This is a genomic window from Niveispirillum fermenti (assembly GCF_048066175.1).
Lineage (GTDB): Bacteria > Pseudomonadota > Alphaproteobacteria > Azospirillales > Azospirillaceae > Niveispirillum > Niveispirillum fermenti.
Genome location: NZ_JBLTXA010000005.1, coordinates 18,679 through 33,043 on the forward strand (window position 1 = coordinate 18,679; position 14,365 = coordinate 33,043).

The 14,365-nt window shown below is 65.3% G+C and carries 10 protein-coding genes; 7 read left to right on the top strand and 3 right to left on the bottom strand.

Going from position 1 to position 14,365, the window contains the following annotated elements; translation table 11 throughout:
* Window positions 1–167: 167 nt before the first annotated feature.
* From ACM9LZ_RS06630 to ACM9LZ_RS06645, 4 genes are all read left to right on the top strand, one after another.
* On the top strand, window positions 168–3,023 hold the full coding sequence (locus ACM9LZ_RS06630; RefSeq protein ID WP_416618566.1) for a TonB-dependent receptor: 2,856 nt from the start codon (window positions 168–170) through the stop codon (window positions 3,021–3,023).
* Window positions 3,024–3,179: 156 nt separating this feature from the next.
* Window positions 3,180–4,223, top strand: coding sequence for an EAL domain-containing protein (locus ACM9LZ_RS06635; RefSeq protein WP_416618567.1), 1,044 nt, complete (start codon window positions 3,180–3,182; stop codon window positions 4,221–4,223).
* Between the two features lie 49 nt (window positions 4,224–4,272).
* Window positions 4,273–5,772 carry a tryptophan halogenase family protein gene (locus ACM9LZ_RS06640; RefSeq protein ID WP_416618568.1) on the top strand — a complete coding sequence of 500 codons (1,500 nt, stop codon included), beginning with the start codon at window positions 4,273–4,275 and terminating at the stop codon, window positions 5,770–5,772.
* Window positions 5,773–6,030: 258 nt separating this feature from the next.
* On the top strand, window positions 6,031–6,954 hold the full coding sequence (locus tag ACM9LZ_RS06645) for an alpha/beta hydrolase family protein (protein ID WP_416618569.1): 924 nt from the start codon (window positions 6,031–6,033) through the stop codon (window positions 6,952–6,954).
* A gap of 45 nt (window positions 6,955–6,999) precedes the next feature.
* Here ACM9LZ_RS06645 and ACM9LZ_RS06650 read toward each other — a convergent pair whose 3' ends face one another.
* Complete coding sequence (locus ACM9LZ_RS06650) at window positions 7,000–7,773, bottom strand: 4'-phosphopantetheinyl transferase family protein (RefSeq protein ID WP_416618570.1); 774 nt, start codon at window positions 7,771–7,773, stop codon at window positions 7,000–7,002.
* A gap of 376 nt (window positions 7,774–8,149) precedes the next feature.
* Here ACM9LZ_RS06650 and ACM9LZ_RS06655 point away from each other — a divergent pair, with 376 nt between their 5' ends.
* From ACM9LZ_RS06655 to ACM9LZ_RS06665, 3 genes are all read left to right on the top strand, one after another.
* The gene (locus tag ACM9LZ_RS06655; protein WP_416618571.1) at window positions 8,150–10,609 is read left to right on the top strand and encodes a M1 family metallopeptidase; all 2,460 of its coding nucleotides are present in this window, start codon (window positions 8,150–8,152) and stop codon (window positions 10,607–10,609) included.
* Complete coding sequence (locus ACM9LZ_RS06660) at window positions 10,606–11,142, top strand: DUF6702 family protein (RefSeq protein WP_416618572.1); 537 nt, start codon at window positions 10,606–10,608, stop codon at window positions 11,140–11,142. Before ACM9LZ_RS06655 ends, ACM9LZ_RS06660 begins: the two co-directional genes overlap by 4 nt.
* 143 nt (window positions 11,143–11,285) lie before the next feature.
* On the top strand, window positions 11,286–12,329 hold the full coding sequence (locus ACM9LZ_RS06665) for a LacI family DNA-binding transcriptional regulator (protein ID WP_416618573.1): 1,044 nt from the start codon (window positions 11,286–11,288) through the stop codon (window positions 12,327–12,329).
* Window positions 12,330–12,353: 24 nt separating this feature from the next.
* Here the strand turns inward: ACM9LZ_RS06665 and ACM9LZ_RS06670 are convergent, their stop codons facing one another.
* Both ACM9LZ_RS06670 and ACM9LZ_RS06675 read right to left on the bottom strand, forming a co-directional pair.
* Window positions 12,354–12,809 (bottom strand): Crp/Fnr family transcriptional regulator, encoded by a 456-nt coding sequence (locus tag ACM9LZ_RS06670; RefSeq protein WP_416618574.1) that lies wholly within the window; start codon window positions 12,807–12,809, stop codon window positions 12,354–12,356.
* Window positions 12,810–12,973: 164 nt separating this feature from the next.
* Window positions 12,974–14,335: a protoglobin domain-containing protein gene (locus tag ACM9LZ_RS06675; protein WP_416618575.1), complete on the bottom strand. Its 1,362-nt coding sequence runs from the start codon at window positions 14,333–14,335 to the stop codon at window positions 12,974–12,976.
* Window positions 14,336–14,365: the final 30 nt, after the last annotated feature.

The following is a 14,365-nucleotide window of genomic DNA, read 5'->3' on the forward strand; positions in this document are numbered from 1 at the left end:
AGGTCCGGTGCCGGAAGGGGCAGCGGGCCAATGGCGGGGCATGGGCTTCCAAGGGCCGGCGCGGAACCGGCCGGCAATGAAGCGATGCCCCGAACGGGGTCAACAAGAACAATGGCGTCGGTGACGCGCGTTGATGGGGAGTGAGAGGAATGTCCAAGGTTAATCCAATGCGTTTCGCGTTGCTGGCGACCGTTGCCGGCGCCGCCATGTTGCAGGCCGGCACCGCCGGTGCGGCCGATGCCGGGGACAGCATCGTCGCCCAGCGCACCGACGCCCGGCAGGTGGCCCAGGCCGCCCCCGCCGCAACCGGTTCGGCCGGTGGCGAGATGCTGGAGGAGATCATCGTCAGCGGCTTCCGCCAGTCCCTGCAGGCATCGCTGGAACAGAAGCGCAATGCCACGCAGGTCGTGGAAGTGATCACGGCGGAGGATATCGGCAAGCTGCCCGACAATTCCATCGCGGAAAGCATCGCCCGCCTGCCCGGCATCGCCGCCCAGCGCATCGATGGCCGCGCACAATCCATCAGCCTGCGCGGCCTGGGGCCGGACTTCACCACCACGCTGCTGAACGGGCGCGAGCAGGTGACCACGGGCAACAACCGTTCGGTGGAATTCGACCAGTACCCGGCCGAAATCTCCAGCGGCGTGGCCGTCTACAAGACCTCGCAATCCAATGTGATCGGCCAGGGCCTGGCCGGCACCGTCGACCTGAAGACCATCCGGCCGCTGGATTACAAGGAGCGCGTCGTCGCCCTGTCGGCCCGCACCGAATATGTCACCAACGGCAAGCTGAACGGTGACAGCGACGAGTATGGCTACCGTTTCTCCGGTACCTATGTCGACCGGTTCGCCAATGACACGCTGGGCGTGTCGCTGGGCGTGTCGCACCTGATGCAGCCGACCCAGATCAAGTCGACGCGCTTCTGGGGTGACGGCAACTATCCCATCCCCAATGGAGACCTGCCGGTCAGCGACACCAACCCCTACATCATCGGCGGGGCAGAGGTGCGCGCCAATTCCCAGACGCTGAAGCGCACGGGTCTGGTCGCGACGGTGCAGTACGAGCCGACGGACAATTTCGTCACCACGCTGGACTTCTATTATTCCAAGTTCGATGACATCCAGTATCAGCGCGGGATCGAGATGCCGCTGTTCTGGTCGGCGGCGCAAGTGGGGCCCAACCCGACCGTGCAGGATGGCCTGGTCACGGGCGGCACCTTCTCCGACGTCAAGGGCGTCGGCCGCAGCGACATCCGCGAAACCAAGGCCGACCTCTATTCCGCGGGCTGGAACGGGCAGTATAGCAAGGACGGGTGGACCGTGACCGGCGATGTGGGCTACAGCGCCGCCGATCGTAAATCCTCCCGCTTCGAGGCCTATTTCGGCACGGGCCGCGCCGGCACCGGCGCCACCGACACGCTGGGCTTCACCTCCACCCCCAATGATTTCGGCTGGCAGTTCACCCACGGCCTGAACTATGCCGACCCGAACCTGATGCTGCTGACCGATCCGGGCGGCTGGTCGGGCGGGGCGCTGAAGAAGCAGGGCGCGGACGGGGTCCTTTACGATCTGGACCAGAACGGCTACCTGAACACCCCGACCATCAAGGACGAGCTGTGGTCGGCCCGGCTGGACGTGACGCGCGAGATCGAATCCGAGGCGTTCAGCGCCGTTACGCTCGGCGTGAACTATACCGACCGCACGAAGGATTACACGCAGCCGGAATGGTACGTCGTCACGACGGCCAATTTCCAGAACCCGGCCAACCAGGGTTCCATCACCATCCCGTCCACCGCGCTGCTGCGGCCGACCAAGCTGGGCTTCAGCGGGCTTGGCGACACCATTGCCTTCGACCCGCGCAAGCTGCTGGCCGACGGCACCTATACGCTGATGAAGTGCGAGCGGGCCAACTGCATCAACGACCTCGCCTATTCGATCGACGAGAAGGTGTGGACCGGTTTCGCCAAGATCGATCTGGATGCACAGCTCGGCAACGTCACCCTGACCGGCAATATCGGGGCGCAGTATATCCGCACCGAACAATCCTCCACCGGTCCCAGCATCACCACGGAAAACAACGTCACAAGCTTCAAGATCTATACCGCCGGGGCGAAGTACAACAACTTCCTGCCCAGCGCGAACCTGATCTTCACCATGCCCGACCCGGACCACAAGGTACGACTGGCCGCGTCCCGTCAGATGGCACGCGCCCGGCCCGACCAACTGTCGGCCCTGTCGACCTACAGCTACAACCCGGCGCAGGCGCAGAACCCCGATATCGACTATTCGCCCTGGAGTGCCGGCGGCGACAATAACGGCAACCCGACACTGAAGCCCTGGGTCGCCGATGCCGTGGATGCCACCTATGAATATTACTTCGCCGACGCGGGTTATCTGGCCATCAACACCTATTACAAGTGGCTGAAGACTTATATCTACAAGGAGAAGACGGTGATGGACTTCACCGGCTTCCCCGTGGACGGACCGGAGCCGGTGCTTCGCCAGGGCTATTCGGAACGCCCCTCCAACGGCAATGGCGGCGACATCTATGGCGTTGAATTCGCCCTGGCATTGCCGTTCGATCTGGTCAGCGAGGCGCTGGACGGGTTCGGCATGACGGGTAATGTCGGCTACACCAAGACCACCATCACCCCCGACCCCAGCCAACCGTCCCAGCCCATTCCCGGCTTCTCCAAATATACCGCCCAGGGCACGCTCTATTACGACAAGGACGGTTTCCAGGCCCGCGTGTCGGCCAATTACCGGTCCAAGTTCCTGGCCGAGGTCACGGGCTTCGGACAAAGCCGGTCGCTGCGCATGGGCAAGGGCGAAACCATCATGGACGCCCAGGTCTCATACGAGTTCCAGGAAGGGTCGAGCCTGAAGGGCCTGACCATCATGCTCCAGGGCTACAACCTGACCAACGAACCGTTCATCGCCTATGGCCGGGGTGATACCCGTCTGGTGGAACGGTACGAGGATTACGGTTCGCGCTATCTGCTGGGCGCCTCCTACAAGTTCTGATCCCGCCTCCCTCTGCCCCCTGCCGGCCCGCCGGCGGGGGCTTTCTTTCACATGGCTGGGGGCCACTCCCCTGCCATGGCCGCTGTCAGGCCTATCCGGCGGGGCTTGATATTCACCTGATCAGAACGAGTTTCCTTCGGCCAACGGAGGAACCCCATGCATTGCCCCGAATGTGAGAAGATCAAGGCGCTCGTTCATCCCCTCAACCGTCTGTTGCTGGCCCCGCCCATGGCCCACACGCGGATGAAAATACTGGATGTCGCACGGCGCCGATGCCTGACAATCATGGAGATGGATGATCCTGCTTGTCTGGATATCCGCCTGGCGCGCAGCGATATGGCTGCTTTCCTGACGGATGCCAATGGCGTCCTGTCCCAGGAAGAGACGGAGCATTGCCGCGCCCTGCTGCTGGAGGACGATAAAGAACCCACCATCTCTGATTACATGTCGACACGGACATTACGCTGGTTGATCGCTGCGGTGAAGGGGCAGTGGCTGGTCACCATGCTGGAGCAGGACAGGCTGTTCTCCATGCTGCAACCCATCTGCCGGCCCGACGGCAGCCTCTTCGGTTACGAAGCCTTGCTGCGGGGACGGGAGGAGAATGGCGACATCGTCTCGGCGGGTTCCCTGTTCACCGTGGCGGCCGACACGCAACTCATGTTCACGCTGGATTTAGCGGCGCGACGGCAGGCCATCACGGCCTTTGCCAGACGGCGTGCGCGGGGGATGAAGCTGTTTGTGAATTTCAACCCCTCCAGCATCTATGATCCCGCCTATTGTCTGCGAACAACCCATACATTCGTGCGGGATATGGGCCTGAACCCTGCCGACATTGTGTTCGAGGTGACCGAAACAACGGAAGTGAAGGATCAGGCGCATCTGCGCGGCATCCTGGCCTTCTACCGGCAAGCGGGCTTCCGTGTCGCGCTGGACGATATCGGCGCCGGCTTCTCCGGACTGAACATGTTGCAGGAGTTGCGGCCCGACTACGTGAAGATCGACATGGCCCTGATCCGCGACATCGATCAGGATCATTACAAGCAGAGCATTGTTCGTCATCTGGTCGGCATTGCCAACGACACCGGCGCCCGCATCGTTGCCGAAGGGATCGAAACGGATACCGAGCGGGCCTGGGTGGCGGATGCCGGTGTGGACCTGATGCAGGGATACTTGCTGGGAAGGCCGGCGGCAGCCTGACGGGCTGGTCGTTGCGCATAGGAAGCCAAACCATCCGGGGCCAGACATCATGCGCAAACCCATTCGCACCATCGTGATCGTCGGCGGCGGCACGGCCGGCTGGATGTCGGCGGCGGCCCTGGCCCGGGTGGCCGGCAAGACCCACCGGCTGCATCTGGTGGAGTCCGAGGAGATCGGCACCGTCGGGGTGGGCGAAGCCACGATCCCGCCGCTGGTCACCTTCAACCGTGTGCTGGGCATCAATGAGGATGATTTCCTGCGCGAGACGCAGGGCACGATCAAGCTGGGGATCGAGTTCAAGGACTGGTGGCGCCGGGGGCATCGCTATATGCACGCCTTCGGCGCCATCGGCCGGCCCCTGGGACTGACCCCCTTCCACCAGTTCTGGCTGCGCGCCCGGGCACTGGGTCTGGACGGGGATTGGGAGCAGTATGTGCCCAATACGGTCGCGGCCCGCGCCCTGCGCTATGGCCGGCAGCAGCGGCCGCGCACCCCGCTGGAGCCGCTGACCCACGCCTTTCATTTCGATGCCGGGCTCTATGCCGCCCTTCTGCGCCGCCATGCCACGGCGCAGGGCGTGAAACGCACGGAGGGCCGGATTCGCCGAACCGTGCTGAACGCCTTCGACGGGCATGTGGAAGCGGTGGAGATGGAGGATGGCAGCCGCGTGGCGGGCGACCTGTTCATCGACTGTTCCGGCTTTCGTGGATTGCTGATCGAACAGGCGCTGGGCACGGGGTTCGAGGACTGGTCCCACTGGCTGCCCTGCGACCGGGCCTGGGCCGTGCCCTGTGCCAATGGCGGCGACTTCACGCCCTATACAAGGTCCACGGCGCAGGGTGCGGGCTGGCAATGGCGCATCCCCCTGCAGCATCGCACGGGCAACGGCCATGTCTATGCCAGCCGCTATATGGGCGATGACGAGGCGGCATCCATCCTGATGGGGAACCTGGATGGAGAGGGGCTGGCCGAGCCACGGCTGCTGCGCTTCACCGCCGGGCGGCGCCGGCAGATGTGGAACCGCAATGTCGTGGCCATCGGGCTTGCCGGCGGCTTCCTGGAACCGCTGGAAAGCACCTCCATCCATCTGGTGCAATCGGCCATCTCCCGGTTGCTGACCATGTTGCCGAACGAAGGGATCGATGCGGAGGAGGTGGCGGATTTCAATGAGAAATCCCGGCTGGAATATGAGCGCATCCGCGACTTCATCATCCTGCATTACAAGGCCACGGAACGCGACGACACCCCCTTCTGGCGCGATTGCCGCCATATGGCCGTACCGGACGAGCTTGCCCGCCGGATGCGGCATTTCCAGGCCCATGGCCGGGTCAGCCGGCTTTACGACGAGCTTTTCCTGGAGGTGAGCTGGGTACAGGTTTTCCTGGGCCAGGGGGTCCTGCCTCGAGGCTACAACCCCCTGGCCGACCAGTTGACCGAGAAGGAACTGGTCGCGTTCCTGGCGGAGGTAAGGGCCATGATCGGGCATGAGCTTTCGGCCCTGCCCACCCATGCGGATTTCATTGCCGGCATCGCGGGCGCGGTTTTCTAGACAGGCCCGTGTACGCTCCTGGTGGGCGCACGTCAAAGCCGCCGATTGGCGGCGCCCGGCGCGTGACACCACCGGAAACCCGGCGGGCTCCCATCCGCCGGGCCGGCCCGGCCGCTGCCCTTTGCGGCCGGGTCCTTGCTCCCTCAAGGGAAACTGCCCCGGCCGGCGGGCCCGCCGGCCGGGTCTTTGTACCGACCTGTTGTAATTAGCACGATCGTTCGTTATCTTCCGGGAAGCGAACAAGCGATCGGACATGCCATGACGGCCGGCAGCACCATTGCCAGTCTCCACACCCAGCCCGGCGGGCACGCCGCTTCCCCCGAACAGGCGGCCCCGGAACAGCCGGTCACCATTCCCTGTCCGGACGGGCGGGAACTGGCCGGCCGGCTTTTCACGCCGCCGCACGGGCCGCCGGCCATGGCATTGGTACTTCATGGCGCCACGGGCGTGCCGCGCGACTATTATGCCCGCTTCGCCGCCTGGCTGGCTGGCCGGCGGCAGGCGGCGATACTGATCTATGACTACCGTGATTGCGGCCATTCGGCCCGCGGGCCCGTGCGGCTGGCACAGGCCAGCATGGCGGACTGGGCCGTCATCGACCAGGGGGCGGCCCTGGACTTCCTGTTCGACCGCCATCCCGGTCTGCCGGTGGAGGTGATGGGCCATTCGCTGGGCGGCATGGGCCTGCCGTTCCACGCCAAGGCCGACCGGGTGCGCCGCCTGACGAGCGTGGCCACGGGGCCCGCGCACTGGCGGCGTCACCCGAGCCATTTCATCGGCAAGGCCATGGCCTTCTGGTTCGTGCTGGGGCCGCTGGCCACAGCACTTCTGGGCTACATGCCGGGACGCATCCTGGGACAGGGCGCCGACCTGCCGGCCAACGCCTTCTGGCAATGGCGGCGCTGGTGTACCTCACGCGGGTTCTATCGCCGGGACTGGGGACGCCACCTGCCACAGCCCGACCTGGGCCGGATGACGGGCACCGTCCGGCTGATCGCGATCGAGGATGATCCCATGATCCCGCCCGCGGTCGTGCGCGACCATGCTGCCTTCTTCCCGGCCGCGACCGTGGAACATGCCGTCATCCCCGTGGCCGCCGCGGGTGTTTCGGCCATCGGGCATCTGCGCATCTTTTCGGAACGCTGCAGCAGCGCCTGGCCATTGCTGGCCGGTTCCGACTGAACCCGGCCGCCCCCCATGAGGGGGGGGGGCCGGCCGGGGCCCCCGTCAAACCAGGATCGGCGCCCCATCGGCCAATGCCGCCAGGCCATCGGCTGTGACGCGCAGATGGCGCAGATTGCCCGGCGGGCCATTCAGGCTGGCTGCGGCCAGGACGTACCCATCGACATCCCACTGCGCCAGCCGCCAGTCGCCGGCCCGCTCCAGCCATTCCTCGTGTATCGCCATGACGGGGGACGTATCCGGTCCTGCCGCCGGGGTGACGGTGAAGCCCGTCAACTCCTGGGACAGGCCACGGCCCGTGGCCTTGATCACGGATTCCTTGAGGTTCCAGATGCGCATGAAGCGCGCGCGCTTGGCATCCTCCGCCTCCTCGCTGCCGATCTGTGCCACCTCGGCGGCGGAGAACCAGCGGTCGGCGATATCCAGTTCGATCGTGCGCCGCGGGTTGATCGGCTCGATATCCACGCCGACCTCTCCCTGCGCCGCCACGGCGACGGCCACCATGCCGCGCGTGTGCGACAGGTTGAACGACGCCCCGCCGCGCACCAGCGCCGGCTTGCCATAGGGCCCGGCATTGAAGGCCAGCGACCCCGCCGCGCGCCCCGTCCATGCCGACAGGAACAGCCGCGTCAGCCCGTGGGCCGCGATGTAGGCATTGCGGTCGGCATCGAAATGCAGGCGTGCGGCCTGCTCACGCTCCGCCTCATCCAGCGTATTGACCAGCGGCGCCAGTTCCCGGGGGCCCAACTCCTCCACGGCCAGAGTGACCACGATGACGTCATGTCGCCAGTCGCCACGCATGGCAAAACCGTCTCGCATCCGATCCCCCAAACTGTCAGAAGGGGCGGATCATAGGGCGGAAATAACGCTTTGGTAAGGAAAGAAGCCCCGACGAACGAAGGGGGCCGCCCCGCGAATCCTTCAGGTCGGGCAGGGCAGGCGCCAGACAAGGGCCCGGCTGCGATCAGCACCAGCATCCGACCGGCATCGGCACAAACCGATACAAAATGCGAAATCCCTACAATCATACGGCCCGATTCTTGCCGGGATCAGGATTCTGGCGCGCCGCATGACTAAAGGCTTTCGCCGCTTCCCGGCCCCAAGCATTATCGAGCCCTTGCGGCAACGGGCCCGGTCGGGCGGGGACCCCGGGTTGCATTGGTGGGGGCAAGGCATGGGTTTGTGGCGGGGAAAGATGGCACGCCTGGTGGCGGCCATTGCGTTGGTGCTGTTGCCGGTTCTGGCGCCGGCGACGGCTTTGGCCGATGCGGTCGATCAGACCAAGGGTGACTGGAAGGACAAGTTCCGGCAGCTCGACGTGGACCTGCCCACCGCCAACACCTATCGCACGGCGTCCGGCGCACCCGGCCATGAATATTGGCAGCAGCGGGCCGACTACAGCATCGATGTCCGGCTGGAGGTGGGGGCCAAGCGGCTGACGGCGCGCCAGACGGTGCGCTACCACAACAACTCGCCCGATACGCTGCGCTATCTGTGGCTCCAGCTCGACCAGAACATCTACAAGGAAGGCTCCATCGCCGAGCTGACGCGCACCAGCAGCCCCGGCCGGGACGGCGGCGACCAGATCAGCTACGATCAGCTTGCCCGCGCCCAGGCACTGAAGGACATCCGGTACGGGGTGGAGATCGCCGCCGTCACGGACGAGGGCGGACGGCCCCTGCCCTACAGGGTGGTCGACACGATGATGCGCATCGACCTGCCCCGCCCGCTGGCGCCGGGCGCCAGCTACGGCTTCAAGGTGGAATGGGCGCACAATATCATCAACGAGTCGGTGGTCGGCGGCCGCAGCGGCTATGAGCGGTTCGAGAACGGAACGGAGCTGTTCTTCATCGCCCAATGGTTCCCGCGCATGGCGGCCTACACCGACTATGCCGGCTGGCAGCACAAGGCCTTTCTGGGGCGCGGGGAATTTACGCTGGAGTTCGGCGACTACGACGTGTCGGTAACGGTGCCGGCCGACCATATCGTCAGTGCCTCGGGTGAATTGCAGAATGCTGGCGATGTGCTGACATCGGCCCAGCGCGACCGGCTGGCCCGCGCCGCCCGGTCCGATCAGCCGATCTTCATCGTGACGCCGGATGAGGCGCTGGCCAACGAGAAGGAAACCGACCGGGCGATGAAGACCTGGCGGTTCAAGGCCCGCAACGTGCGCGATTTCGCCTTTGCCAGTTCCAACAAGTTCATCTGGGACGCGATGGGGGTGAAGCAGGACAATCCCGACCAGCCGACGGTGCTGGCCATGTCCTTCTACCCGAACGAGGCGGAGCCGCTCTGGTCGAAATACTCGACCTGGGCCGTGGCGCATACGATCCAGGTCTACAACAAATATTCCTTCCCCTATCCCTATCCCACGGCCCAGTCCGTGAACACCTGGGAAAGCGGGGGCATGGAATATCCCATGATCACCTTCAACGGCTACCGCCCAAGTATCGACGCGAAGACGGGCCGGCGCACCTATTCGGCCAATGCCAAATATGGCCTGATCGGGGTGGTCATCCATGAGGTGGGCCACATCTATTTCCCCATGGTCGTCAATTCCGACGAGCGGCAATGGACCTGGATGGACGAGGGGTTGAACACCTTCCTCCAGAATGTGGCGCATCTGGAATGGGAGGAGAATTTCGGCGCCCACCGCCGCAACCCCAACCTGCCGGCCGGCATCACCAGCTACATGGTCAGCCAGGGACAGGTGCCGATCATGACGCAGTCGGACAGCGCCTTGCAATTCGGCCCCAACGCCTATGCCAAGCCGGCCACGGCCCTGACCATCCTGCGCGAGACGGTGATGGGCCGCGACCTGTTCGACCATGCCTTCCGCGAATATGCCCGGCGCTGGAAGTTCAAGCGCCCCACCCCGGCCGATTTCTTCCGCACCATGGAGGATGCATCCGGCGTGGATCTCGACTGGTTCTGGCGCGGCTGGTTCTACACGACCGACCATGTCGATATCGACCTGGCCTCGGTGCGCGAATACCGCATTTCCACGGGCAATCCCGATATCGAAAAGCCGCTGGACCGCGAGCGGGCCGGGCGGGAGGTGCGAGAGCCGCTGGGCCAGACCCGCAATCGCGAGCAGGGGCTGCGGACCCTGCTGGAGCGCCGGCCCGAACTGGCGGATTTCTACAACGAGAACGATCCGTTCACGCCCAGCAACAAGGACCGCAACCGTTTCAGCGACCTGCTGGAAGGGTTGGAGCCCTGGGAACGCGAAGCCCTTGCCCGCGCGGAGAAGGATGGCGACTGGGTCTATTTCATCGATTTCGTGAACAAGGGCGGTCTGGTCATGCCGCTGCCGCTCCAGATCACCTATGCCGACGGAACGGGGGAATTCCTGATGATCCCGGCTGAAATCTGGCGCTATGACAGCAAGGCGGTGACCCGGATGCTGATCCGGCCCAAGCAGGTGGTGGGCATCGAACTGGACCCGCGGCAGGAAATCGCCGATGCCGACCCGTCGAACAATGCCTATCCGCGCCGGATCGCGGCCTCACGCCTGGAACTGTACAAGGCCAAGCGTGACGAGCAGGACATGATGGCCGACATGCTGGTGGAACTGAAGGCCGGCAAGGACGCGCAGGGAACGGAGGGGGAGGAGCGGCAGGTGCCGCTGGCCCCCGCGGGCCAGCAGCCGTGACCGCCCACCTCCTGCCCCGCCGCCGCCTGCTTGCCATCGCCATGGCCGCCGCCGGTAGCACCATCGGGACCGCATCGCCCGGTCTGGCCCATCGCGCCAAATCGGTGCTAACCCTTGTGCGCTGGAATGCGGGCGCCGGCCTGCTGGAGGTGGACCACGCCCTGCACGCCCATGATGGCGAAATGGCGCTGAACCGGATCGTGAAGGTGGCCACACCCGACCTGTCACAGGTGAGGGACCAGGCGCGGCTGGCGCTCTATACGGAGGCGCGCTTCACGCTGACACCGCCGGACGCCGCGTCGCTGACCCTGCGCCTTATCGGGGCGGAACTGGCCGGTGACGATCTGCATGTCTATCAGGATGTGTCGCTGCCGGCGCCGCCGGCCCGCCTGCGGGTCCGCAACACCATCCTGCGCGATGTCTTCCGCACCCAGGTCAACCAGGTGAATTTCGATATGGGCGGCGGTGATCCGTCCCGGATCCGCACCCTTACCTTCATCGGCGCGGACACGGACAAGGACGTCATATTCTGACATTCCGGACCGTTTCCGGCGCGCACCCACCCTTCCCATGCCCGGCTTTTGCGATATCTCCCTGGTGGCGGTGATTGCCAGGGCCGGCACCGGGCCTGTAATGTGCAATCCTGGGCGGAAAAGAAAAGAAGCCAAGAAGAACAATGCGGAACAAGCGGCCGACATCCTTCGATATCGCCGAACTGGCAGGGGTTTCACAATCGACCGTCTCGCGCGCGCTGCGCCGCGATTCCATGGTCAGCGAGGACACGCGGCTGAAGGTGGAACAGGCCGCGCGCCAGTTGAACTACAAGGTCGACGTCAACGCCCGCAATCTGCGGTCCCAGCGCAGCAACACGCTGGCCCTGCTGCTCTATGAGGACCCCGGCACCTCGGAATCGCTGATCAACCCGTTCTTCCTGTCGATCCTGGGCTCCGTCACCCGCGCATCGGCACGGCGCGGCTATGACCTGCTGATCTCTTTCCAGCAATCCAGCACCGACTGGACGGCCGACTATGCCAGTTCCAAACGTGCCGACGGCATCATCTTCCTGGGCTATGGTGACTACACCTCCTATCTGGAGAAGATCGCCAGCCTGGACGAGGCGGGGATCGAATATATCACCTGGGGACCGGTACTGCCGGGCCAGCCCGGCCATTTCATCGGGTCGGACAATGTGCAGGGCATGTCCGACGCCGTTTCTCACCTGATCGCCACGGGCCATCGCCGCATCGCCTTCCTGGGCGACATATCGGAGAATTGTCCCGAATATCGGGACCGCTACCAGGGCTATGTGCAGGCGCTGGCGGCAGCGGGCCTGCCGGCGGACCCCGCGCTACGCCTGGACAGCCAGACGTCGGAGGAGGCGGGCCATGCGGCCGCCCTGCGTCTGCTGGATGCGGGCACGCCATTCGACGCCATCGTTGCCGCCTGCGATCTGGTCGCCATCGGCGCCATGCATGCGCTGCGCGACCGCGGTCTGGCCGTACCGGGCGATGTATCCGTCGTGGGGTTCGACGATATCCAGGCCGCCAGCTACACCAATCCGCCCCTGACCACGGTGCGGCAGGATACGGCGGCGGCGGGCGAATTGCTGGTGGAGAATCTGCTGCGCCTGATGGCCGGCCGGGCCCTCGACCAGACCATCATCCCCGCCCGTCTGGTGGTGCGGCAATCATCGCGGCCGCGCGGTCCCCTGGGGGCGTGACCGGGCTGGCCGGCCGGAGACGGGTCAGCCCTTCGACAATTCACTGTTCAGGGTGGCCACATCCTCGTTGGGTGCGATCTCGCGCGCCTTGATGGCGCTGACGGCCAGCATCTGGCCCATCAGATCTTCCAGGTGGCCGTTGGAGGCGCGCAGGTTGCGCGCCAGGATGCGGACGATGGAAGCGACGAACGGATCGGCCTCCGACAGGCGCTGTCGCACTTTCTCGCCGGAAATGACGATCAGGGTCGTGTCTTCCACCGCGTGGGCACAGGCCGACCGCGTGCCCTCGTCGATCAGGGCCATTTCCCCGAACAGGCAGTTGGGACCGACCTCGGCCAGCACGACGGGATGGTCGGGCTCGCCACGCCACAGGCGGATGCGGCCCGACTGCACCAGATACATGTGTTCACCCCGGTCTCCCGTGGCGAAAAGCTGGGTTCCGGCCTTGATGAACTTGCGGTTCAGGATACCTTCGGCCATCTCACGGGTCCTCATATGGGCATGGGCCTGTTATCGGTCCCGCACCGGGGGCAACGCAAGATTTTGTTGCACCGCTCCCTCATGACGGCGCCGCACCGGGCATGGGCACGGCCGGCCCGTGCCGGACAGCCGGTGAATGGTCAAAGCCCGAGGGGGGCAGAGCCCTACCGGGCCGCGCGGGTCAGGGCTGTGATGAAGCTGTCAAAGCCGGTGCGCAGGCCATCGGCCTTGCGGCTCAGCTCCTCCGACGCAGTGCCCAACTCACCGGCCACGCCCGCCACGGCCTCTGCCGCACCGGCCACACCGGCCACATTGTCCCCCACCTCCGCAGTGGCAACGGCGGCCAGTTGCACATTGCGCGCGATCTCCCGCGTCGCGGCCCCCTGCTGTTCCACGGCGGCGGCGATGGTGCTGGAAATCTGGTCCATCTCGCGGATGGTGCGGTCGATCGTGGCGATGGCGTCCACGGCCTTGGCCATGCGGGCCTGCATCTCCGACACCTGGCGCGCAATATCCTCCGTGGCGCGCGCGGTCTGGCTGGCAAGCTGCTTGACCTCGCCGGCCACGACGGCGAAGCCCTTGCCGGCCTCCCCTGCCCTTGCCGCCTCGATGGTGGCGTTCAGGGCCAGCAGGTTGGTCTGGCCCGCGATCTCGTTGATCAGGTCCACGACTTGGGTAATGCGGCCCGCCGCCTCGGCCAGGGCCACGATGGTCGTATCGGCATTGCCGGCCTCGGTCACGGCATCGCGCGCCACGGCGGTGGAGCGCGCCACCTGGCTGGCGATCTCGGCGATGGACGCCGACAGTTCCTCGGACGCCGACGCCACGATGCTGACATTGCCCGTTGCCTGTTCAGCCGCATGGCTGGCTGAATGGGCTCGCGTGGTCGTGTCATGTGCCGCCTGGCTGATACGCTGGGCATTGCCATCAAGCTGGCTGGCTGCGGATGCCACGCCATGCACCATGCCGCGCACATGCGCGTCGAGCTGGTTGGAGATATCGTCCAGATGCCGGGCATGTCGGGCGGCGTTCTCGTCCAGATAGACGGAGATCACCAGATCCATGTCCAGCATCACGGCCAGGTTGACAGCACGCATCGCCTCAGCCAGACGGGCCTCCGCTTCCTGCGGCCGCAGGCGGCTGGTAGAGCCGCGTATCAGCACGCCATAAAGCCGCGACATGGTCAGCGCATAGCCGCCCAGATACCAGCGCGGCTCCAGCCCCAGAACCGAATGCACACGGCCGATGGCACGCACGCTGTCGAAATAACTGTCGTCGAACCGGCCGGAGAACAGGTTCAGCCAATGTTCAAGCTGGCGCTGGCGCGCATGGCGCATGACGCTCTCATCCTTGAACAGGCGCATCATCTCCGGCCATTGCCGCAGATCGGCATAAAAGGCGTCGATGATCGCGGGAAGTGCCGTCTCGATCCGCGGCCTCAAAGCCGCCAGCACGGCCTGCGTGCCGGCATCGATCCCCAGAAATGCCAGCCGTCCCTTGCGATCAACCACCGTCTGCCCACCCATTCCCGTTCCTGTCCAACTGCCATGCCAAAC